Annotated in this window: 22 protein-coding genes; 18 read left to right on the top strand and 4 right to left on the bottom strand. The window is 68.4% G+C overall.

The annotated features are described in order from the left end of the window. Nucleotides 1-331: 331 nt before the first annotated feature. Nucleotides 332-985, bottom strand: a complete 654-nt coding sequence (locus tag VF092_19035; GenBank protein HEX6749398.1) for a hypothetical protein — start codon at nucleotides 983-985, stop codon at nucleotides 332-334. Nucleotides 986-1448: 463 nt separating this feature from the next. Here VF092_19035 and VF092_19030 point away from each other — a divergent pair, with 463 nt between their 5' ends. The 14 genes from VF092_19030 to VF092_18965 all read left to right on the top strand — a co-directional run bounded on the left by VF092_19030 (nucleotide 1449) and on the right by VF092_18965 (nucleotide 16330). Further along, a complete protein-coding gene (locus VF092_19030; protein ID HEX6749397.1) occupies nucleotides 1449-2504 on the top strand; it encodes a serine hydrolase domain-containing protein in 1056 nt (351 codons plus the stop codon). Between the two features lie 51 nt (nucleotides 2505-2555). Next, nucleotides 2556-3074, top strand: coding sequence for a GNAT family N-acetyltransferase (locus tag VF092_19025; GenBank protein ID HEX6749396.1), 519 nt, complete (start codon nucleotides 2556-2558; stop codon nucleotides 3072-3074). A 259-nt stretch (nucleotides 3075-3333) separates the two neighbouring features. Next, nucleotides 3334-3993 carry a hypothetical protein gene (locus VF092_19020; GenBank protein HEX6749395.1) on the top strand — a complete coding sequence of 220 codons (660 nt, stop codon included), beginning with the start codon at nucleotides 3334-3336 and terminating at the stop codon, nucleotides 3991-3993. Between the two features lie 393 nt (nucleotides 3994-4386). After that, the gene (locus VF092_19015) at nucleotides 4387-5997 is read left to right on the top strand and encodes a hypothetical protein (protein ID HEX6749394.1); all 1611 of its coding nucleotides are present in this window, start codon (nucleotides 4387-4389) and stop codon (nucleotides 5995-5997) included. 286 nt (nucleotides 5998-6283) lie between these two features. After that, a complete protein-coding gene (locus tag VF092_19010) occupies nucleotides 6284-7486 on the top strand; it encodes a hypothetical protein (GenBank protein ID HEX6749393.1) in 1203 nt (400 codons plus the stop codon). 191 nt (nucleotides 7487-7677) lie between these two features. Beyond that, nucleotides 7678-8070 (top strand): GntR family transcriptional regulator, encoded by a 393-nt coding sequence (locus VF092_19005; protein ID HEX6749392.1) that lies wholly within the window; start codon nucleotides 7678-7680, stop codon nucleotides 8068-8070. 5 nt (nucleotides 8071-8075) lie between these two features. Then, nucleotides 8076-8951, top strand: coding sequence for an ABC transporter ATP-binding protein (locus VF092_19000; protein HEX6749391.1), 876 nt, complete (start codon nucleotides 8076-8078; stop codon nucleotides 8949-8951). Next, complete coding sequence (locus tag VF092_18995) at nucleotides 8948-9883, top strand: hypothetical protein (GenBank protein HEX6749390.1); 936 nt, start codon at nucleotides 8948-8950, stop codon at nucleotides 9881-9883. The genes VF092_19000 and VF092_18995 overlap by 4 nt, the downstream gene beginning before the upstream one ends. A gap of 487 nt (nucleotides 9884-10370) precedes the next feature. Beyond that, nucleotides 10371-11618 carry a vanadium-dependent haloperoxidase gene (locus tag VF092_18990; GenBank protein ID HEX6749389.1) on the top strand — a complete coding sequence of 416 codons (1248 nt, stop codon included), beginning with the start codon at nucleotides 10371-10373 and terminating at the stop codon, nucleotides 11616-11618. A gap of 248 nt (nucleotides 11619-11866) precedes the next feature. Next, complete coding sequence (locus VF092_18985; GenBank protein HEX6749388.1) at nucleotides 11867-13096, top strand: serine hydrolase; 1230 nt, start codon at nucleotides 11867-11869, stop codon at nucleotides 13094-13096. Between the two features lie 41 nt (nucleotides 13097-13137). Next, nucleotides 13138-13935, top strand: a complete 798-nt coding sequence (locus tag VF092_18980) for an alpha/beta hydrolase-fold protein (GenBank protein HEX6749387.1) — start codon at nucleotides 13138-13140, stop codon at nucleotides 13933-13935. 5 nt (nucleotides 13936-13940) lie between these two features. Further along, a complete protein-coding gene (locus VF092_18975) occupies nucleotides 13941-14654 on the top strand; it encodes a GNAT family N-acetyltransferase (protein ID HEX6749386.1) in 714 nt (237 codons plus the stop codon). A gap of 276 nt (nucleotides 14655-14930) precedes the next feature. Beyond that, nucleotides 14931-15572: a VOC family protein gene (locus VF092_18970; protein HEX6749385.1), complete on the top strand. Its 642-nt coding sequence runs from the start codon at nucleotides 14931-14933 to the stop codon at nucleotides 15570-15572. Between the two features lie 5 nt (nucleotides 15573-15577). Continuing rightward, nucleotides 15578-16330, top strand: a complete 753-nt coding sequence (locus tag VF092_18965) for a hypothetical protein (protein ID HEX6749384.1) — start codon at nucleotides 15578-15580, stop codon at nucleotides 16328-16330. A 58-nt stretch (nucleotides 16331-16388) separates the two neighbouring features. Here the strand turns inward: VF092_18965 and VF092_18960 are convergent, their stop codons facing one another. After that, entirely contained in the window at nucleotides 16389-16556 is a 168-nt protein-coding gene (locus VF092_18960; protein ID HEX6749383.1) for a hypothetical protein, read from the bottom strand. Nucleotides 16557-16681: 125 nt separating this feature from the next. On the opposite strand from VF092_18960, the gene VF092_18955 reads away from it, so the two are divergent. After that, nucleotides 16682-17893: an SIR2 family protein gene (locus VF092_18955; GenBank protein HEX6749382.1), complete on the top strand. Its 1212-nt coding sequence runs from the start codon at nucleotides 16682-16684 to the stop codon at nucleotides 17891-17893. Between the two features lie 24 nt (nucleotides 17894-17917). Here the strand turns inward: VF092_18955 and VF092_18950 are convergent, their stop codons facing one another. Beyond that, nucleotides 17918-19474 (bottom strand): lipase maturation factor family protein, encoded by a 1557-nt coding sequence (locus VF092_18950; GenBank protein ID HEX6749381.1) that lies wholly within the window; start codon nucleotides 19472-19474, stop codon nucleotides 17918-17920. Between the two features lie 108 nt (nucleotides 19475-19582). Here VF092_18950 and VF092_18945 point away from each other — a divergent pair, with 108 nt between their 5' ends. Genes VF092_18945 through VF092_18935 form a run of 3 tightly spaced genes read left to right on the top strand, consistent with a single transcriptional unit; the run spans nucleotide 19583 to nucleotide 20674 of the window. After that, complete coding sequence (locus VF092_18945; GenBank protein ID HEX6749380.1) at nucleotides 19583-19885, top strand: hypothetical protein; 303 nt, start codon at nucleotides 19583-19585, stop codon at nucleotides 19883-19885. Nucleotides 19886-19903: 18 nt separating this feature from the next. After that, complete coding sequence (locus VF092_18940; GenBank protein ID HEX6749379.1) at nucleotides 19904-20215, top strand: hypothetical protein; 312 nt, start codon at nucleotides 19904-19906, stop codon at nucleotides 20213-20215. A gap of 60 nt (nucleotides 20216-20275) precedes the next feature. Beyond that, nucleotides 20276-20674: a hypothetical protein gene (locus VF092_18935; protein ID HEX6749378.1), complete on the top strand. Its 399-nt coding sequence runs from the start codon at nucleotides 20276-20278 to the stop codon at nucleotides 20672-20674. 96 nt (nucleotides 20675-20770) lie between these two features. Here VF092_18935 and VF092_18930 read toward each other — a convergent pair whose 3' ends face one another. Further along, nucleotides 20771-21172, bottom strand: coding sequence for a hypothetical protein (locus VF092_18930; protein HEX6749377.1), 402 nt, complete (start codon nucleotides 21170-21172; stop codon nucleotides 20771-20773). Between the last annotated feature and the right edge of the window lies 1 nt (nucleotide 21173).

The raw sequence follows: 21173 nt of genomic DNA, 5'->3' as shown, positions 1-21173 counted from the left end.
ACGCACGGCAGTTGTTTGACCCCGAGGATGATATCCGCACCCTTGCGCGGACCATTCCCGGTCAGGTGAATGCATATCAGCACCTTAAGCATATCCGATGTGACATCTATCGCAGATGGGTCACCGTAAGTCCACAGTTGCCCGATGAATGGTACCTCACCCACCGCTGCAGTTCGGGAACGCGACCGTGGCGTGGCCGCGCGGGTAAGACTCGGTGAGTGGCTGGTACGAAGCAGTGTCGCGGTGGAATGCGAACGAAAAAAGCGCGAACGGGCGAGGGATTAATCCCCCGCCCGTTCGCGTTCCGGTGCGCCGGAGCCGTTCTCGCCGGCTAGTAGTTGCGCAGGGAGATGTTCTGCAGGACGGCGTTGGGCTGGTTGCCGGTGAGCGTCTTCACCCAGCCGCCCAGGTTGCTGATGGTGATGTTGTTGGCCTGCGAGTATCGGATCAGTCCGGTGACGTCGAACTCGTAGTAGTACGGGTTCGACGGGCTCGTCACGTAGTATCCGTTCGTCGAGACGGTGTTCGCCGTGAAGTCGGGGCTCCAGAACAGCCCCCACAGCGTCTCCGGCTGCGCCGAGCCGATGCGGTTGTCCCAGTACGGCTCGCTGCCCCAGGAATAGGAGTACGACGCCGGCGCCGACTTCAGCGTACCGGTGACGGTGATGCCGTTCACCACGATCTTCAGCACGTTGCTGTTGCCCGCGGTGCTCGGCCAGTCGATGCGCCCGTTGAACGTCAGGTAGATGGGGCCCGACGCCGGCATGGTCACGCTGTAGGTGACCGCATTCACCCCCGTGCTCCCGCTCGGCGTCAGAGTCTGGCTGCTGGTGAGGAGCTCGCTGCCGCCCGACGCCAGCCGGCGCGGCGCTTTCGGGCTGAGGGTTTCGCTGCTGGTGATGTCCATGTCCGAACAGGCCGCGAGGCCCGCCGCCAGCAGGGCGGCTGCGACGGTGCGGGTGATGGCTGCCGGCATTCCCTTCATGGCGTCCTCCGAGAGATCGGTGGGCGGAGACCTCCGAGGAGCGACACGCGAGCGCCCCTCGGTACCGCTGGTCTCCAGCCGTACCATAATCAGACCATAAATTCGCGTCAAGCGTTTACGACCGAATTTGCGTGGATGACAGGGTATTGGTGATTTGGCAGATAATGTGGAGGAGTATGGAAGTGTCTGGTGATAACGAGTCCAGGGATGATGCGAGTGTTTCCCGCCGTCCAGTTTCGCAGCTACCGCGGTCTCAGGCGATGATGCTCGCCCACTCCCGGCGTAGTCCGTAGCTTCTACGCGATGGATCTCTCCCGATCGCGTCCGGCTCCCTGACGGCACGATGCTGAATCTATCGACGAGGCGGTTCGAATTCCGCTCGATGCGTGCGGGCCGCATCGGTGCCGTCGCGCTTGCGGCGGCACTGCTTTCGTCGGGCTGTACCAGGCCGGGCGACTCGGCCATGAAACGAGGCGACACCGCGGCACAGATCGACGCGCTGGTCGCCCGGTACCTTCGCCAGACGTACGTACCGGGTGTGTCGATCGCGGTCATCCGCGGCGGGCGCGACACACTGGCGTATCGCGGATACGGCCGGGCGAACCTGGAGCACGACGTCCCGGCCACGGAGCTGACCGTCTATCCGATCGTATCGATCACCAAGGGGTTCACCGCCGCCGCCGTGATGCAGCTCGTGGACGAGAAGCGGCTGGCGCTGGACGATCCCGTCGGCCGTTACCTTCCCGCGCTGCCGGCGGAATGGCGCCGCGTCCGCATCCGCCAGCTCCTCAACCACACGTCGGGGCTCCCCGCATATCCGGTGCTGCGGCGGGACGAGATAACGGCGGACTCGGTGCTGGCGCTGGCCGCGAACGAGCCGTTCGAGTTCGTGCCGGGGACGGGGTGGAGCTACAGCAACACGGGCTACCTGGTGCTGGGGCTGCTGATCGAGAAGGTTTCGGGCGAGCCGTACGCCCGGTATCTGGAATCGAGGATCTTCCAGCCGCTCGGGCTGCGGGCGACGCGCTACTGCGACCCGGAGCCGGTGATTCCGCACCGAGCCGCGGGCTATGTGCAGCGCGACACCGGTGTGGTCAACGCGCCGTACACGAGCATGTCTGCGGTCTTCTCCGCGGGCGCGCTCTGCTCGACCGTTGGCGACCTGGCGGCGTGGAACCGCGCGCTGGCGCAGGGGCGCGTGGTCGGCCCCGCGTCGTGGGCGCGCATGACCACGCCCGAGGCGGCGGCGCAGGACCACGGCTATGGCTATGGCCTGAGCGTTATGTCCTTCGAGGGGCACCGGCTGTTCGGACACGGAGGCGAGCTCGCGGGTTTCAAGACGGCCAACGCGTACCTGCCGGACGACAGCCTGTCGGTGACCGTGCTCGCGAACCTCGGGTCCGAAACGGGCTCCGACGATCCCCGCGCCAACCCCAACGTGCTTCTCCTGGACATCGTGCGAGTCGTGCTGGGCCTGTCACCGCCTCCAGATGCCGAGGCGGCGGACACGGGCCGTTGATCCGGGCTCGCGCGAAAATTCCGGCCGGAGCTGACGCGAGATACCGTCCTGATGCTCGATCTGGATCTCACACCGTACACGACCGCGCGGCTCGCGCGGGACGACGCGCCGGCGCTGCAGCGGCTGTGCGAGCGCTGCGGCGATTACTTCGTGATGGAAGAGGGCGCTCCCGCGCGTCCGGACGCGGCGGAGCACCTGCTGACCAATCTCCCGCCGGGAAAGACGCACGCCGACAAGCACGTGATCGCCATCCACGCCCGGGACGGCGAGCTCGTCGGCGTGCTCGACCTCATCCGCGACTATCCGGGCGAGGGCGAATGGTGGCTCGGTCTGTTCCTGCTCGATCCCGGCGCACGTGGCGCGGGGCTGGGCAGCCGCGTTCTCCGCGAGGTCGAGCGGGCGGTCGCCGCCGCGGGCGGAACGGTGCTCCATCTCGGCGTGCTGGAGCACAACGCCGCGGGCGAGCGCTTCTGGCGGCGGCACGGCTTCACCGAGGTGCGGCGGCAGCCATACACGTCGGCCACCGGCCATCCCAGCCGCGTCATCGTCATGAGCCATCGCCTGGTCTGATTACCGGCTGCCGCAATTGATTGTGCATTCCGATCGGATGTCATTCCGAGCGGCGCCGCTGCTCCGAATCTTTAATCGCGCTGATGCCGGGCGGCGCCCGAGGAATCTGTGGCATGCGTCCGAGCGACAGGCGGCCTGTGGCTCGGGAGCCGGCCACAGATTCCTCAGGCGCCACTGCTTCGGCATAGAGGACAGGGGCGGCGCGGCGCCTTCGGAATGACATTCCTTACGGCGATGCACAGTTGATCCGGAGATTAGCATGACTGTTGAATGGCGTGCGGATGATCTCAAAGAACCGCTGACCTTCAACGGCAGGGTGACGATGACGAAGCGCGCGTTCCGATGGGCGATCCCGCTCGCGACAGCCGCCTGTTTCCTTGCCTCGGTGTCCACCGGAGCGGCGCAGTCGTCACGTGCGCGCCAGGCTGCCGCGGAGCCGGAGATCCAGGCGGTGCGCGCCATCTACCAGGAGGTGATGCAGGCGGTCGCGGCCAACCGCCTGGCGCGGCGCGACACGACCGTCCAATGCGATGGGGACGACTGGGGACAAACCGTCACCTTTCGAACCGATGCGGCCGGCCGGGTGCGCCTGCTGACCTGGGAGGGCGGCACCGACGATCACGCCGAGACGCATCGCTTCTACTACGACGGCGCCGGGCGCCTCCGGTTCATCTTCGCGACGTACGGCGCCGTGAACGGCACCCTGCTGGAGGAGCGCGTCTACTACGCCACCAACGGCCGTCTCCTGCGCCGGCTGAGGACGCAGACGCACGGGCCCGGCTACTCCTTCGTCCCGCCGACACCCATCTGGCGGCCGGCGGAGTGGCTGCGGAGGCTGTGTTCCGGAAGCCGCGGGGGCGAGGGATTCGTTCCCCCGCCCGTGCGCGCTCCACCCGACGGCCAGTCGGCGCTGTTGTGACGTCGCTTCAGGGATGGTCGGCCGCGACAACATTCCCATTCAGCGCCTGACGAATCGGCGGCGCTGCAGTGCGTGGATTGCCCACGGCAATTGTGGGCGTGAAGCAGCGCCCCCTTCGTTCACAGACCTGCCTTGGCGTTCCGCAGAAATCGGCGGACTAAGGGTTGTGTTCGCATCCTGCCAAGGATAGTGTGTACCCGTCAGTTATGGTTCTCCCGCCCAATTCCCTTCCCCACTTTGCAGAAAGGCAGGTAGCTATGGATGTCGTTGCACTTCTCGGCGCCCTCGCCTCGGTTCTCAGCCTGCTGGTTAGTCTATTCGTTGCCGTCCAGGTGGTAAAGATCTCCCAGAACGTCAGCGGTCGCGAAAACGTTGCTGCTGGGAGGGATGCACATGTTCGGCGGTAGCAGCCAGAACGCGTCGGGGAGTGGCAACATACTCGCAGGCCGTGACGTGTTCATCGTCGGCGAAACGGCGCTCCTGCAGAGGTTCGCCGAGCAAATGACCGCGATTGACAACCGTATCAACGAGGTGTTTCCACAGAAGATCCTGTCTCCCACCAAGAACAACACGTTCGAGCCGTTTTCGTCGGAGAGGCTGATCCGATCTCTTGTCCAGGTAGGGATTCCCCTGACCGTCGCGATCGCCGTAGCACAGGAGCTGGAGCCGCGCCTGATCGACGTCGTGGGTGCCGACGACGTCGTCACCACCGCGCATATCCGCAAAGCCGTGTCGAAAACGATCTACGGCATGGCGACGGACCACCACACCGCGAGCATGCTGCAGACCTGGGGAGACGTGTACTCGCGGCGCTACGGGAATCCGCACGAGCGGCTGCGTCTGCTGCACCGGGACGGATCGGAGGAGGACCTCGATTTTCGCTACCTGAAACAGGTGCTGATCCCGCACATCGTCGACAACATCCTCGGAACCGATCTGTCACAACTGAAGGAGGGGTTGATCACCTCTGCGGCGATCGAGCACATTGCCGAGGAATTGATGCAGCAGGTGAAGGGATTGAACCTTTATGCGATCCGGTACAAGACACTCTACAATCTCGCGTACGACATTGCGGTTCAGCCTCCACATCCGTGGTTCGTCGAAACGGCGTACATGAGCTCGACGGTGGCGTACGAGCTCGAGCGGGCGCAGTCGCATTCCCGGATCCTTTCGGCGCTCATGGGCGGCAACGACTTTGCCGCATCGCGGCATGCGGCGATGGAGTGCATCCAGCACGCATGCGCCGCGATCCTTGGATTCTACGGTGCGTTCCTGGGGGCAGGATATCTCGGGCCCATTCATCAATTGATTCATGTCCTGCGGCTTGCGGACGAGAATGGCAACGCCGTGTTGTGGGAATTCTGCAAGATTCGGCAGATTGAAGGCGATCTCGCCGCAATCGGCGAATCACGCGCCCGGCTGGTACAATCACTGTCTAAGCTGGCAAAGAACATCAACGGCGTTCCGGATTCGAAGGTTGCAATACTGGCTCGCAATGCGGTCGACCTCGAGGCTTTGGCGTCCCGCCTCATCCACAGCCGAGAGAACGACGTCGCGGAGATGCTGCAGCAGCTCCGCGCGGGGTTGCTGGTGGACGGGGTCGCGCGAATCGCGAGGGAGGTTTTCATCCGGGTGCCGGGGCTCAAGCTCGCCCAGCTCGCCTGGAGCCCCACAGGGCTGACGCTGCAACAGAACATTGACCATGCGGTGTTCCGCAATCTTCGTCCGCGTATCGTGCTGGAGTTCTGCGACGAAGACTCGGTGGCCGCGGAGGAGCTTCAGCAGCGATTGGCTTTGGCCCTGACAGCGGTTTATGACGATCCCGGTTGCGACAGCATGATCGTGGTGAACTCGCGACCGTGGGCACCCGAATCGATCAGGTTCGCCAGAAAGCTCGGCGCTCGCGACGTCCGAATCTTCCTGCTGTCGGTGGACGAGCTCCTGGTGGTTTACGACAGCGACGATCGTACGACCGCATTGTGTGAGCTGCTCGTGGACAAGTAGCCGATTTCGTTCATCCCAAGTCGGCGATCCATACTCGCCTTGCCGACCCTGCGGTACCTCTGACCCCCTTCACGTCATCCTGGCACGCGACCAATCCGCTGGTTCCGGGAACCGTGCAGTCGGGCGGTTCGGATGGTGCGTTGCCGGTCGCGGCGCCGTCGTGTATCTGTACCGTGCCACGGGCGACGAGCCCTTATCGTCTCCCGGCGGGCTGGCGACCACGTCTTCTACGCGACCGCGAAGCTCCCCGGCGGCATCCTGCTGGTGAGCGTGGTGGGGACTGCCGATGCGACTGCTCCGCCTCTCATCCTTCCTGATCGCAATCTCCCCCGTCGCGGCCCTCGCGCAGCAGCAAGCGGACGCGCCGGGCGACTGGCGTGCGCTGCTGGGATGCTATCGCCAGGGAGACTGGAGATTCGCGCTGGATTCCATCCCCTTCATCGGGGTGCACAACATCGAGCCGGAGTCGCGGCTGCTCCGCTCGTCTCACGACTGGGACGACCGGTACGAGACGTACTGGCGGATGATCGCGCCGGACTCGGTGAAGCTGGTGCTCGACGACGGGCTGCACGGGGTGCGTTATCGCCTGGCCGTGCGCGGCGACACGCTCACCGGGCGCGAGCAGACCGTCACCGACATCGCCATTCGCATCCCCGTGCGGAAGTTCACCGCGGTGCGCGAGGCCTGTCCGGCCGCATCCACCTTCCCGTCCCCCAAACTGGATTCGGCCACGGTCGCGGACTGGTGGGCGTACGGCGCCCTTCTTCCCTCCGAGGAGCGGCTCGCCGCGGATCCCTGGCGCGCGGTGGCGCCCGTCGCCGCCTGGCTGCGGGCGCACCCGGACGCGCTGCGCAGGTGGTCGATCCGCTGGAACGCGCGCGTTCAGTTCCGGCGCGCAGCCGACGCCGACGTGCGGGCGAACGCGCGGGAGCTCGCCGGCACGTACCGGCTGGAGGTGGAGCGCACCGGCGGGCCCACGCAGGTGTTCTACGGGCGCACGGAGATCCGCCCGCGGTTCGCGCTGCGGCCGGCCGACACGGCGTTGATCGTCCAGGAGCGGCCGGCCGGCTACCAGCTGCGCTTCACGCTGAGCCGCGACTCGACCCGGCTGCCGCGCCCGGGGCCAGGGATCAAGCACCGCGACGCGTTCGGAGCCTCGTACGACGCATCGAACAGCACCATCGACGTCCGCTTCCCCGGCACCGTGGACGCCGACGGCACGCGGCGCTTCCGCGGCTACGTGATGCTGGTGAACTTCGCCGCCGCCTTCCGCGACGCCGACCCGGAGATCTCCCGCTGGGAGTACGAGTGGTACCGGCAGAGCTACCGCAGCGACGCCGGGGTCAACGAATACGCCGAGATCGTCGTCTCCCCCGACGGCCGCGTCACCTTCACCCAGCGCGAGGAGCTGGGCCCCGATCGCGTGGTCACCTTCCGCGGCGAGCGCATCTCCGGCGTCGCGTGGGAGTGCACGGGCTACCAGTGCTGATCCCCATCTCGCAGAAATTCCCGTCTCCGGGCTGATCTCCAGTTCAGGTGATCGACTGCGCACTCCAGGATGACGTCGTTTGCGCGGAGGATGCACCATCGAGCTCCGATCCTTGCGCTCTCCACGGTGTTGTACGTAGACATATCACCATACCTCCCTGGCCGTATCTCTCGCAGGACGATCCGGAACCGATGATGGACCGCGAGTGGAGCGACGGCCAGCCCATCTACCGCCAGCTGCGCGACCTGATGGTGGCGATGATCCTCGACGGGGAGCTGGCCGAGGGCGACCCGCTGCCGTCGGTGCGCCAGGTGGCCACCGAGTACCGGGTCAACCACCTCACCGTGCTCAAGGGCTATCAGCAGCTGGTGGACGAGCAGCTCGTCGAGTCGCGGCGCGGGCGCGGGATGTTCGTCCGCCCGGGCGCGCGGCAACTGCTGCTGGAGGGCGAGCGCGAGCGCTTCCTCACCGAGCAGTGGCCCCGGATCCACGCCACCATCCAGCGGCTCGGGCTGACGCCCGAGGAGCTGCTGGACGCCGTCACCAGCCGCACGCCGCCGCGCGGCGCGGGGGAGGAGCGCTGAAGCCGATGGCATGCATCGAAGCTCGCGGCCTGCGCAAGGCGTACGGCGATACGGTGGCGCTCGACGGCATCGACCTGCGCGTGGAGGAGGGGCACATCCTGGGGGTGATCGGGCCCAACGGGGCGGGGAAGACCACCGCGCTGAACGCCATCCTCGGCCTCACCCCGTGCGAGGGCGAGCTGACGGTGCTGGGGCGCGATCCCTGGGCCGAGCGCGACCGGCTGATGCGCGACGTCTCCTTCATCGCCGACGTGGCCGTGCTGCCGCGGTGGATGCGCGTCTCGCAGGCGCTGGACTACGTGGCCGGCGTGCATCCGCGCTTCGACCGGGCCAGGGCCGAGCGCTTCCTGGCGCGGACGGAGATCGGGCGCGCCAGCCGGGTGCGCGAGCTGTCGAAGGGGATGGTGGCGCAGCTGCACCTGGCGCTGGTGATGGCCGTCGACGCGCGGCTGCTGGTGCTGGACGAGCCGACGCTCGGGCTGGACCTCCTCTACCGCAAGCAGTTCTACGACACGCTGCTGAACGACTTCTTCGACCGCAGCCGCACCATCGTGGTCTCGACCCACCAGGTGGAGGAGATCCAGGACGTGCTCACCGACCTCGTCTTCATCGACCGCGGCCGCGTGGTGCTGGACTGCAGCATGGACGAGGTCGAGTCGCGCTACCTGGAGGTGATGGTCCGTCCCGCGGACGCCGGCGAGGCGCGCGCGCTGGGGCCGATCCACGAGCGCCAGCGCCTGGGCCGCAGCATCTTCCTCTTCGACGGCGCGGACCGCCGGCGGCTGGAGATGCTGGGCGAGGTGCGCACCCCCAGCATCGCCGACCTGTTCGTGGCGATGGTGGGAGACGGCGCGGGGCAGGCGCGGGAGGCGGTGGCATGAACACCTCGCCGCACACCCTGCTCGACGAGCCGGCGGTGGAGACGCGCGAGACCGCGCCCGCCGCGCCGCCGCCGACGCGGCCGCTGTACTGGTCGGTGCGGCGCGAGCTGTGGGAGAACCGGTCGATCCACCTGGCGCCGCTGGGCGTGGCCGCGTTCGCGGTGGTGGCGCTGGTGATCCACGGGGTGACGATGCCCAGCCACATGCCGGGGATGCTCGGCAACGACCCGGCGCACGCGGGATCGGCCTCTGTCTCCTACCGCGTCGCGGCGATCCTGATGCTGGCGACGGCGATGGTGGTCGGCGCGTTCTACTGCATCGACGCGCTGAGCGGCGAGCGCCGCGACCGCAGCATCCTGTTCTGGAAGTCGCTCCCCGTCCCCGACCGCACCGCCGTGCTGGCGAAGGCGACTATTCCGCTGGTGGTGCTGCCGCTGCTCACCTTCGCGGCCATCGTGGCGATGCACCTGGCGCTGCTGCTGCTCAGCTCCGCCGCGCTGCTCGCGCAGGGCCAGGGCGTCGCGCCGCTGTGGCGCGAGGTGCAGCCGCTGAGGATGTGGGCGGCGCTGCTGTACGCGCTGGCGGCGATGGCGCTGTGGCACGCGCCGGTCTACGGCCTGCTGCTGCTGGCGTCGGGGTGGGCGCGGCGGACGGCGGCGCTCTGGGTGGTGCTGCCGCTGCTGGCCGCCGGCGTGCTCGAGAAGCTGACGATGGACACCCTGCGCGTGGCGTCGCTGGTGATCTACGCGCTGGTCGGCTGGTACCCGCGCGCGTTCGCGCCGGGGCCGCGCGACGGCGTCCCCTTTCCCCCGTCCGCGCCCTTCACCCCCGCGACGCTTCTCGCGACGCCGAGCCTGTGGATCGGGCTGGCGCTGGCCGCGGTGTTCCTGGCCGCCGCCGTGCGCATGCGCCGCCACCGTGAGCCGGCGTGATGTGATACCGGCTGCTGCAAATGATTGTGCATTCCGATTGGATGTCATTCCGAGCGGCGCCGCTGCTCCGAACCTTCAATCGCGCTGATGCCAGGCGGCGCCCGAGGAATCTGTGGGATGCATCCGCGCGACAGGCGGCCTGTGGCTCGGGAGCCGGCCACAGATTCCTCAGGCGCCACGGCTTTGGCATGGAGGACAGGGCGGCGCAGCGCCTTCGGAATGACATTCCTTCCTCCAATGCACAGTTGATCCTGAGATTCGGGTTGCGCGCGGACGGCGTCTTCTCCCCGTAGCCTCGCGCCGCCCGTCCAGAAGGATCTCGCATCCACCGAAAGCCGCGGAGCCGCGGGGAGAAATCTCCGCGGCTCCGAGTTTCTTCATCCCCCGCCTGAAACAAAATCGCTTGCCTTTCGTTCTGGTGATATGCTAGAGTATAACACTAAAACACTCTAGTGATCTCATCCACATCCCTCCTGGAGAAGTGACCATGCGTCGAGCCTACCTGTGGATGGCCGTGGCGGCCGCCCTGGCCATCGCGCGACCGGCGTACGCCGACACGGTGTGCGACTGGTGGGAGTTCGCGAACAAGCTGTACGGCCCGGTGCAGGCGTCGTCCGCGCCGCACCCGCCCGACCAGGACCGCGCCGTCACCCGCGTGGCGCTGGCCATGTTCGAGGCGCTGAACGCCATCGACCGCCGCTACGAGAGCTACCTCGGCTTCCCCGCGGGCGACCCGGCCGCCTCGCAGGACGCGGCCGCGGCCACCGCCGCGTATCGCGTGCTCGTGGCCTCGTTCCCCGCGCAGAAGACGGCGCTCGACGAGAGCTACGCCATCTCCATGGACGCCATCGCCGACGCGCGCGCGAAGGAGGCGGGGCGGCTGATCGGCGAGCGCGCGGCGGCGGCGGCGCTGGCCGCGGGCGGCGTCGACAGCACCATCGCGCAGGTGCCCTATCGCCCCCGCACCACGCCGGGCGAGTGGGTGGCCACGGGGCTGCCGTCGATCGAGCCGTACATGAGCGCCTTCCGCCCGTGGGTGATCCCCGGCGCCGACGCGCTGCGGCCGCCCCCGCCGCCCGCGCTCACCAGCGAGCGCTGGGCGCGCGACTACGACGAGGTGCGGCGGCTGGGCGCCCGCGCCAGCACCGAGCGCACGCCGCACCAGACGCTGATGGCGCGCTACCGGCAGGCCTTCGACGTGACGCCGTCGCTGCGCCTGGCCGCCGACGCGCCGGGGCGCACGCCGGTGCAGAACGCGCGCATGTTCGCGGTCTACCAGATGGCGTTCGACGACGCCGCGCTGGCGATGATCGCGGCCAAGTTCCACTACAACTTCTGGCGCCCGATCACCGCCATCCGCAACGGCGCGGGCGACGGCAACGACGCCACCGCGCCCGACGCGGGCTGGGTGCCGCTCCTGGGCACGCCCAATTTCCCCGAGTATCCGTGCGGCCACTGCACCGTGGCCGCGGCCATCGCCGAGGTGATGAAGGCCGAGGTGGGGCCGCACCCCGCGACCGGCGTCCGCGTGACCGCCGGCGCCGTGCCGCTGTCGGTGGTGCAGGTGCTGCCAGGATGGGACGAGTGGGCGCGCGAGGTGTCGGACTCGCGCACGTACGGCGGCGTGCACTACCGCTTCTCGAACGAGGCGGGCGAGGAGATCGGCCGCCGCGCCGCCCGCATGGTGCTGGAGAAGGCGATGCGGCCCCTGCCGAGGCGCAGCTCGCGGCGCTGAGGCCGCGTCGCAACTCGGGAGATGGAATACCGCGTGGGGCCGGCTGGTTTGCCGGCCCCACGCGTTTTGTCGCACGGACGCCTCCCAAGCGATCGAACAGGTTGCGGGCGGAGCGCCGCGCAATCACGTTTGCGCGAATCTCGTCCTGCAGCCTCGCGCGGTTTGCGAGGCTTCCCGTGGTTGTTGCCGCGGCTTCACCCTCCCGTGCACCGGCATCGCGAATCCCCGCCCCACCCCGAGGATTTCCCATGACACCGTCCCTCGCCGCCGCACGCCCGCGCATCATCGCTACCGCCGCAGCCATCGCCGCGACCTTGATTGCCATCTCCGCACCGAAGGAGACGAGCGCGCAGGCGTGGCCCGGCGAGCGGTGGGCGGCGGCGACGCCGCAGTCCGTCGGGCTGAACGCGGCGGTGCTGGACAGCATCGACGCGGAGATCCGGTCGGGGCGATACGGCAACGTGGACCGCTTCCTGGTGATCCGGCGCGGCAGGCTGGCGTTCGACCGGCGCTACGAGCACGACTACGACAGCATCTACGGCGACTCCGCGCGGCGGGCGGTGACGCTGCGCACGCACGACCGGTCGGGGCCCTACAACTACTTCAACGCGTGGTGGCATCCCTGGTACCGCCGCGGCAACCTGCACACGCTGCAGTCGGTTACGAAGACGGTGACGTCGATCGTGATCGGCACCGCCGTCGCGCGCGGCGAGTTCCCGTCGCTCGACACGCCGGTGCTGTCGTTCTTCGATTCGGGGACGGTCGCCAACGTGGACGAGCGCAAGCGGCGGATGACCATCCGCCACCTGCTGACCATGACCGCCGGAATCGACTGGGACGAGAACCGCCCCTACGGCGACACCGCCAACACCGCCATCGGGCTGGAGCGCAGCTACGACTGGATCCGGTACACCATCGACCGGCCGATGATGGAGGAGCCGGGGACGCGCTTCAACTACAACAGCGGCGCCAGCGAGCTCCTGGCGCACGTGTTCCACCGGGCGACGGGCGTGGACGTGGAGGAGTACGCGGCGCGCTATCTCTTCGCCCCGCTCGGTATCCGCGACTGGTACTGGAAGCGCACGCCGGCCGGCGTCCCCGACACCGAGGGCGGGCTCTACCTGGCCGCGGACGACCTGGCGCGGCTCTGGTACCTGTTCCTGCGCGATGGCTCGTGGAACGGCCGGCAGGTGGTGACTCGCGAGTGGGTGCGGCAGTCGGTGTTGCCCGCGGTGGCGGTCGGCAACCGGCCGGGCGGCGCGCGCTACGGGCTCAAGTGGTGGCTCTATCCCAATCCCACCGACAGCACGCGGGTGATGTGGGCCGGCTCCGGGTTCGGCGGCCAGTTCCCCGTCGCCATCCCCGAAGAGGACCTGATCGTCGTCGTCAACCAGTGGAACATCCTTCCCGGCCGCCCGGGCCTCCCGCTGGGCCGGGTGATGAGCCGCATCCTGAGCACGATCGACCGGCGCCGATGAAGTCCCTCCCCATCGTTCTCGCGATCGCCGCCGGTGCGCTCATGACGGATCGCTCAGTCGCGCAGGAGGCGGTGCTGCCACACGAGACGTTCACGATGCTGTCGGCCGTGCTGGGTGAGGTGCGCCGGATCAACGTGTGGCTGCCGGAGGTCTACGATCCGGCGGGCGATGCGGGGTTTGCGGTGCTCTACATGCCCGACGGCGGAGTGGAGGAGGATTTCCCGCACGTGGTGGCCACAGTCGACTCCGCCATTCGCGCGCGAGAGATGCGGCCCGTGCTGGTGGTGGGGATCGAGAACACCGAGCGGCGGCGCGACATGACCGGCCCGACGCGCGTCCACGGCGACAGCGCCATCGCGCCGCGCGTGGGCGGCTCCGCCGCGTTCCGCCGCTTCATCGCCGACGAGCTGATCCCGGAGATCGAGCGGCGCTACAACGTCACCGGCGAGCGGGCCATCATCGGCGAGTCGCTCGCGGGGCTGTTCATCGTGGAAACCTTCCTCGAGCGGCCGGAGCTGTTCGGCACCTGCATCGCGCTGAGCCCCAGCCTGTGGTGGAACGGCGAGGAGCTGACGCGCACCGCCGCCGATCGCCTGCGCGCGCATCCCGATCTCCACGCCGCGCTGTACCTCTCGTCCGCCGGCGACGACGTGGGGGCCGAGGCCGCGCGCCTGGCGGACGTGCTCCGCGCGAACGCGCCGGCCGGGCTGCGCTGGGCGTACCGGCCGCGCCCCGACCTCGAGCACGCCACCATCTACCGCGCCGAGGCGCCGCGCGTGCTGCGCGAGTGGCTCCCGCCGTACGTCGCCGCATCATCGTCGCGCCCGCCGGAGGATTGATCCCCGTGCAGACGAACGGCGCGAATGGCACGCCGGGCGATCTCGCGCTGATGCGGCTGCACGTGGACGCGCTGTTCACGCACGACGCCGCGGGGCGGATGCTGCGCGTGAACGAGCCGGGCGGCGCCGACGCCCCGCGCATCTTCGTCGGCCGGACGGCGCAGGGGAGCGTGCTGCGGCTCCGCCACGACGTCGGCGATGCGCTTGCGCGGGAGCTCGCCGCCGTGCATGCGGCCGAGCGTACGGGCGACGAGCGCCTGGATCCGCCGCACGGCGCGCCGCCGTACGAGGCGCTGCTCGCGCCGGCCGCGCGCACCGAGGCCGGGCCGGCGTACCGCTTCCCGCGCGAGATGGCGGTGCCCGTGGACGCCGTCCGCATCACCGCGGAGAACGCGGAGCTGCTGCGGCCGCACCTGCACGAGTGGGCCGACGGGATCGAGCTCGCGCAGCCCGCGCTGGCGATGCTCGTGGACGGGCGGGCGGTGGCCGTGTGCGCCAGCGTCCGCATCACCCCGGCGGCGCACGAGGCGGGGGTGGAGACCGCGCCCGATTTCCGCCGCCGCGGCCATGCGGCGCGGGTCGTGGCCGCGTGGGCCGCCGCGGTGCGGGAGATGGGCTCCATCCCGCTGTACAGCACGTCGTGGCGGAACGCCGCGTCGCAGGCCGTCGCGCGCAAGCTGGGGCTGGTGCGCTACGGCACCGACCTGCACATCACCTGAGAGGGGGTCGCTGAACCTGCGGACACCCCGTCGGGTGTCATCCTGAGGGCGCGGAGCATCGAAGCCGCGTTCACACGAATCCCTGCGCGCCCGAAGGATCTTGCAGGGCGGGCCGGATGTCTGCCCGGAGGAGCCGGAATTTCCCGTGGGTAGAGTAGATCCTTCGGTCGGCGCCCAGCGCTTGTGCGTACGAGAGTGCCGTGCAGCGCCTCCCTCAGGATGACACCGGGGGGGTGTTCCGGATCTCGCCGTTCAGCAACACTGTTCGAGGTGCCGATGGTGCGAACGTTCGGGCTGACGCATCTCGCGCTCGCGGTGGCGGACCTGGATCGGTCGGCGCGGTTCTATCGCGAGCTGTTCGGGATGGTGGAGGTGTATCGCGGAGACGCGTTCGTGCAGCTGCAGACCCCGGGCAGCCGCGACGTGCTCGTGCTCGAACGCGACCCGGACCGCGCCGGCCCCGGCGGCGGCGTGATCCACTTCGGCTTCCGCTTGATGGATCCGGATGACATCGCCGCCGCGGCGAACGCCGTCGAGCGCGCGGGCGGGAAGATCCGCGAGCAGGGCGAGTTCTGCCTGGGCGAGCCGTACCTCTTCGCGCTCGATCCCGACGGCTACGAAGTCGAGATCTGGTACGAGCTTCCAACCTCCGCCGATCCCCCATTGAGCCGATTGCCGGATCTTCTCGCTGACGCCAAGCGCGGGCTGGAGCCGTGGGAGCCGATCCCGCGCGACGCCTGGCCGCGCATCGCCGCGGCGTGCGGGGCGGCGGAGCGGGCGGAGATCGCCGCGCGCATCGCCGAGCTGCGCCGGGAGCTGGAGACGGTGGAGGCGTGGGACGGCGACACGCGCGACGACATCTGGCGCACCATCCACTTCTTCGAAGAGCTGCTGCGGCTCTCGGGCGGCGATCGATGACGGAGATGCGATTCGCGCGCGCCCTGCGCGACTTCCACCCGGAAGCGTCGTCGTGCCGCCCGAGGGAGCGCGCCATTTACCCTCCCACTACGGAGGACCGTATGGTTGTCGCGGAATGGGTCGAGAACGTGAACAAGCTGGGTACGGTCGGGATCGCGGCGGTCAGCGCCGGCTACGCCTGGATGCAATACCGGCGCGCCAAGCGCTGGAAAGCCACCGATCTGGCCGCCACGCTGCTGGAGAAGCTGGATACCGACAGGTCGCTCGCACTGGCAACCCAGGCGCTCGACTGGGGAGTCGGGCCCCTGATCATTCCCGAGGAATACCGGCCACTGTTCAGGAAGGACGCGCAGGGAGATGCCCCCGCCGTGATGGATCACGATCCGAAGGTGCTGGCCATTGCAATGGAGCCGAACCTGAACCCGGAGACGTTGAAGGATCCGCGTGGCCTGGTCTACCGCTACTGCTTCATCAAGCTGTTCTCATACCTAGACCACGTCTACAAGCTCTTGCGCGACGGACAGCTTCATGACGCGGACATCGAGGATCTCAAGTACTGGGTCGAGCAGATTCGCTGCTACCGATACGCCCCGAACAAGGCGGCACGCGAGTCCGTGTTTCAACCGGCATTGCCAGCCTGGAACTTCGACCATGTCGTGCGGCTTGGAGAACGGCTCGACGTCAAGCCGTGGACGCATGCCAGGCCAACACCCGAAGCCGTGGCGGCGCCGGATACCGCGGTGATCGCGCCAGCGTAGCCATCCACCCGGCGGCGGGCATCGTCCCGCGGTCACCCCCCACCCGGCACCGTCACGTTCAGCGGCGGTCGTCGTGGAACAGGCGCAGCACGCGCGGGCTTCCCTCCAGCAGCCGCTGCTGGGCGGAGACGACCCACGGCGTGGCCGGCGCGCGGCGGTGGATTCGCTGCAGGATTCCTGAACAGCGCCAGCGGTTGCAGACTGTTGCGTCGCCAGATCCCTCCAAGCAGTCTTCAGTTCCGGCGTCCGTGTGGGGCACCGAGCCGCTATCGTGTGACACGTCGAACTGGAGTCCATCGCCAGACGTCAGCGGTTCCGCCGGTTGGACCCGACAGCAGGACAACTGCGCTCATGTCGATTGTGAACCAGGCTTGTCAGGAAATCGCCCGCGCACTCGTACAGGGTGAAGCCGCGTTCTTCGTGGGTGCCGGACTTTCGGCGAGTGCGGGGGCGCCGCTCTGGAGCGACGTTGTCTCCGAGCTTCGCAAGCGGCTCAATCCGCATACGGACGAGACGACACCGCAACTGGTTGCGCAGTTCTTCCGGAACCAGCACGGAGATCATGAGCTCTTTCTCCTTCTTCGCCGTCTGCTGAACAAGGGGTTCGAACCGACGGACGTGCACAGGCTCCTCGCATCGTTGCCTCATCGCGTCATCGTGACGACGAATTACGACGACCTGCTGGAGCGGTCGCTGAAACAGGAGGGAAGAACGGTCCACGTGATCTGTGATGATCGCGAGATCGGACTCTGGAGCGAGGCCGAGGACGTCCAGGTCGTAAAGATCCATGGCAACCTGGACCAGGCGCAGTCGATCATCCTGAGCGCTGCGGACTACGACCGGTTCCTGCGCCGCAATCCTGCGCTACAGAGGAAAATCCATGACCTGTTCAGCCACCGTACGATCGTTTTCGTCGGCTACAGCATGCGGGATTGGAACATCGAACTGATCTACAACACGGTCTGGCATGAATTGGAGCAGATGAAGCGCCGTGCGTTCATGCTTACGTTCGAGCAGGATGAGCACCTCGTCCGCGAATGGGAGCGGAGGGGAATGTGCGTCCTGCGTCTCGATCCCTCCGACCGGAGAGGAAAGGACGGGGCGGTTTCAGACATCCTGGCCAGAATCAAGAATCACGTCGACCAGATGAGCCGTGGATGCGACGTGCTGATCGCTGAGGATCACGAAGAAAGTGTATTGACTTTCGAGATGCTCCTCGAGCATGCGTTTCCGGGAATACGTATCGAGGTTGCCAGAGATGGCTACGAAGCTTCGATGCGAATCGGCAAGCTCAACCCGCGCCTCCTGTGGGTCGATCTCCTGATTCCGCGCGTGGATGGAATCGAGTTGATCCGGCTGGTGAGATCCCATCCCGAATTCGACAAGATCAAGATCATCGTGGTAACCGCGATGGCGAATGAAGAAACGAGGAAGCGGATGCTCGATCTCGGAGCGGATGCGTTCCTGGGCAAACCGATCGAGTTTTCCGCCGTCATCGCCGAGGTGTCGCGTCTGCTGAACCACGAGCCGGTCGCGTTCGGTTCCGTCCCGGCGAAGACCTGAGTCGCGACACCATGACCACCGCGCTCAGCTCCCCCCGGGCACCGTCACGTTCAGCGGCGGGAGCGGGGTGGGGACGCTTTCGAGGATGAAGCCGCCGCTCGCGTCGCGGCGCAGGACGCCGGTGAAGGGGCCCAGGTCGCGGCGGCGCCACCACATCCCCGTGTGCCGCTGCGTCTCCCGGTCGGTGAACCAGTACTGGCGCAGCACCGTGCGCACCATCGCCGGCGGCTTTCCCTCGAACGGATCGCGGCGGAAGAGGCGCAGCACGCTCGGGCTCCCCTCCAGCAGCCGCTGCTGGGCGGAGACGACCCACTCCGACTGCCGCCACGGGCCCAGCGACGCGAACCACAGGTTCCACTCGAACCGCGGCTGGTACGGCGCGTAGATCCCCGGCGCGCGGGCCGGGTTCTGCGGCTTGTAGCGGAAGGGATACGCGATCCACGTGCGCCCGTCGCGGCTTCCCTGGAACTCGATCTCGTAGCGCGCGGGCGTCATCACCGCGAACAGCCCGTACGCGTTGGCGATGCGGAACGGCGCCAGCAGCCGCACCGGCGCGCCCAACACCCCCGATCCCCCCGCGAACGGCAGCAGGAACGCCATCGCCGTCGCGTACAGCGCCACGCCCAGCACGGCCGTCTCCACGCGCCGCCAGACAGGTCGCCGCGCGGGCTCGTCATCCCCCGTCTTCGGCAGCGGGAAACCGAGCCGCGCGAGCGCCCGGTCGTCGAGCAGGAGGACGCCGAGGGTGAGGACGAGATAGTTGAGGAAGGCGTAGTTGGCCGTGGCGATGATGCCGATCTGCAGCGCGGTGACGACGAAGCAGCAGGCGATGCGCAGGCGGCGCGGCGCGAACACCGCCCAGACCAGGACGAGCTCGACCAGGAGCGTGAAGATCACCGTTCCCGCGTGGTACCAGTGCGGGAGGTGCTGCACGTACCAGCCGATCCAGGTGGGGAGCGGGCCGTTCTGGTAGTACTCGTCCATGGCGGTGAGGCCGCGCCAGTGCGGGTCGCCGCTGGCCAGCTTGACGATGCCGGATTCGAAGTAGATGCGGAACCACTCCCACCGCAGCATGAACAGGCTGAAGGGCGACGGCGGGTCCGCCGCGCCCAGCCCCGGCCGGATGCCGCGCGGGGCGAAGAAGAAGGAGATGAACCCCGCCTCCAGCAGCATCCCGTCGGACTGGTACGACGAGAAGTCCTGCAGCGCCGCCACGCACGACAGGAACAGCAGCGTGGAGACCGCGACGGTGGCGCGCGGCCACACGTTGGCCACGAGCAGCAGCGACGACACGATCCCCGCCGCGACGACGAGGGTGAGCGCGGCACTCCCCGAGCCGAGCCAGAAGAGCGTCGGCGCGTACCAGAGGCCCTTCCCGGCGCCGAGGATGTTCGCCACCTGGCGCAGGTAGTCGCCGGCGGGAAGGATCCCCTGCGGGCCGATCAGTCCGTGGAGCTGGAAGGCGAGGGAGTAGAAGGCGGAGAAGAAGATCGCCCCCAGCGCACGCAGGAAGATCCACCGCGGCCACAGGTACCCGGGCGCGGCGTCGGAGGGGGCGGGGATGAAGGCGCCGAATCGCATCAGCGCGGGTCAGCGGCCGGGGGCATGCGCGCCGTGAAACGGAGTGGTTGCCAGCGGCGTACGGCGAGGGCAGCTTTCCTCCATCGCCCATCTTCACCGGACCGAGCCATGCCGCCCTTCGACGACCTCGTCAAGCTCCTGGTGATCTGCTCCGTGATCGTGCTGCCGGCGCTGGCCATCACCACGCGCTTCGCGCTCAAGCCCATCGTCGACGCCCTCCTGCGGCTGCGCGAGGGCGGCGTGCTGCAGGGCGAGCGCTCGGTGGGAACCGACGTGGCCACCGAGCTGCGGCACCTGCGCGCGGAGGTGGCCGAGGTGCGGGCCGAGGTGGCGCGGCTGCAGGAGGTCGAGAGCTTCCACGCCGCGCTTCGCGACGCGCCTGCGCAGTCCGCGCTGCCGCCGCCGGAGTAGGCGTCCGGGATGCCGCCCATGTGGAGCACGGACACGGTCTGGTTCGACGCCGCGGTGGTGCTGGCGATCTTCGCCGTGGGCAACATCCTGTTCGGCCACTTCGAGGCGCACAAGCCCAAGTGGCGCCGCGTGCTCAAGGTGGTGCTCGTGACCGCCGTCATCCTCCTGCTCTCGGCGACGGCCGGGCGGCCGTGGGCGTACGCGCTGATCGCGGCGATGCTGGCCGCCGCGGCGTACGTGCACGGGTACTGGCTGCCGAAGCACGGCGTCAACGGGTGGACGGGCGAGCCGCGCGACCGCTACCTGGAGCTGGTGACCAGGCGCCGCTGACGGCATGCGGCGTGCGCGTCGGCCGGCGTCCAGCCCACCCCCGTGAACCGGAGCGAATCGATGCGTCGTGCGACGGTGTCCTTGCTCCTCCTGTCGGCCGCGTGCGGCGGCTCGCTTCCGCGCGGCGCGCCGAACGCCGCCGCCCAGCCGCTGCGCGTGTGCGTGCAGAACGAGACGGTGGCGTACGGCAACATCGTCGCCTACGCGGGGATGACGCGCTACGACGTGATGTCGGGCCGCGAGGTGTGCAAGCGGGTGATCGCGTCCGAGCCGACCATCGCGCTGCGGGCGCAGACCACGGCCGGCGGCGCGGCGGGCCCGCTGTCGTATTCCACGCGCCTGCAGCCCGGCGTCTCCAGCTGCTGGAGATGGAGATTGACCGACTCGCCCGCCTCGTCCGGCGACCTCCTCCCCTGCGACGACGCCCCCGCCTCCGACAGTTCCGGCATCAGGAGATAACGGATAAAGTCTCACGCAGAGGCCGCAGAGGTCGCAGAGAACTTACCTCTGCGGCCTCTGCGCCCTCTGCGTGAGACTTTCTTTTGGGGATTTGTCCTACTGGCGATGGAGGATGACGGCGCGGGGGATCACCTCGAGATAGGCGATGCCGTCGATGCGGTCGCGGCCGGTGACGTGGCCCTCGAAGATCGGCGTGCTGCCGTACCCCGGCTCGTCGGCGTAGAAGACGATCCGGCTGCCGTCCCGCACCGCGTCGACGTAGATGTCGGAGTACGAGCCGCCGCGCACCAGACCCGCGCGCCCGTACACCCCATAGACGTCGTCGTCGAGGTCCAGGTAGAAGTCGAAATCGGAGTCGTATCGCCCCACCCAGTAGCCGGACAGGTCGGTGAGCCCCGCCGCCGCCAGGATGTCCGAGCATCCCGCGATCGTGACGGAGAGCATCGCGCAGAACATCACGCGCAGCAACGCGCGGCCCCGGTTTCGTGCGGATCTCATC

The sequence above is a fragment of the Longimicrobium sp. genome, assembly GCA_036377595.1.
Lineage (GTDB): Bacteria > Gemmatimonadota > Gemmatimonadetes > Longimicrobiales > Longimicrobiaceae > Longimicrobium.
The sequence above is the reverse complement of the archived record's forward strand: the minus strand, read 5'-3'. Positions and strand labels throughout refer to the sequence as shown.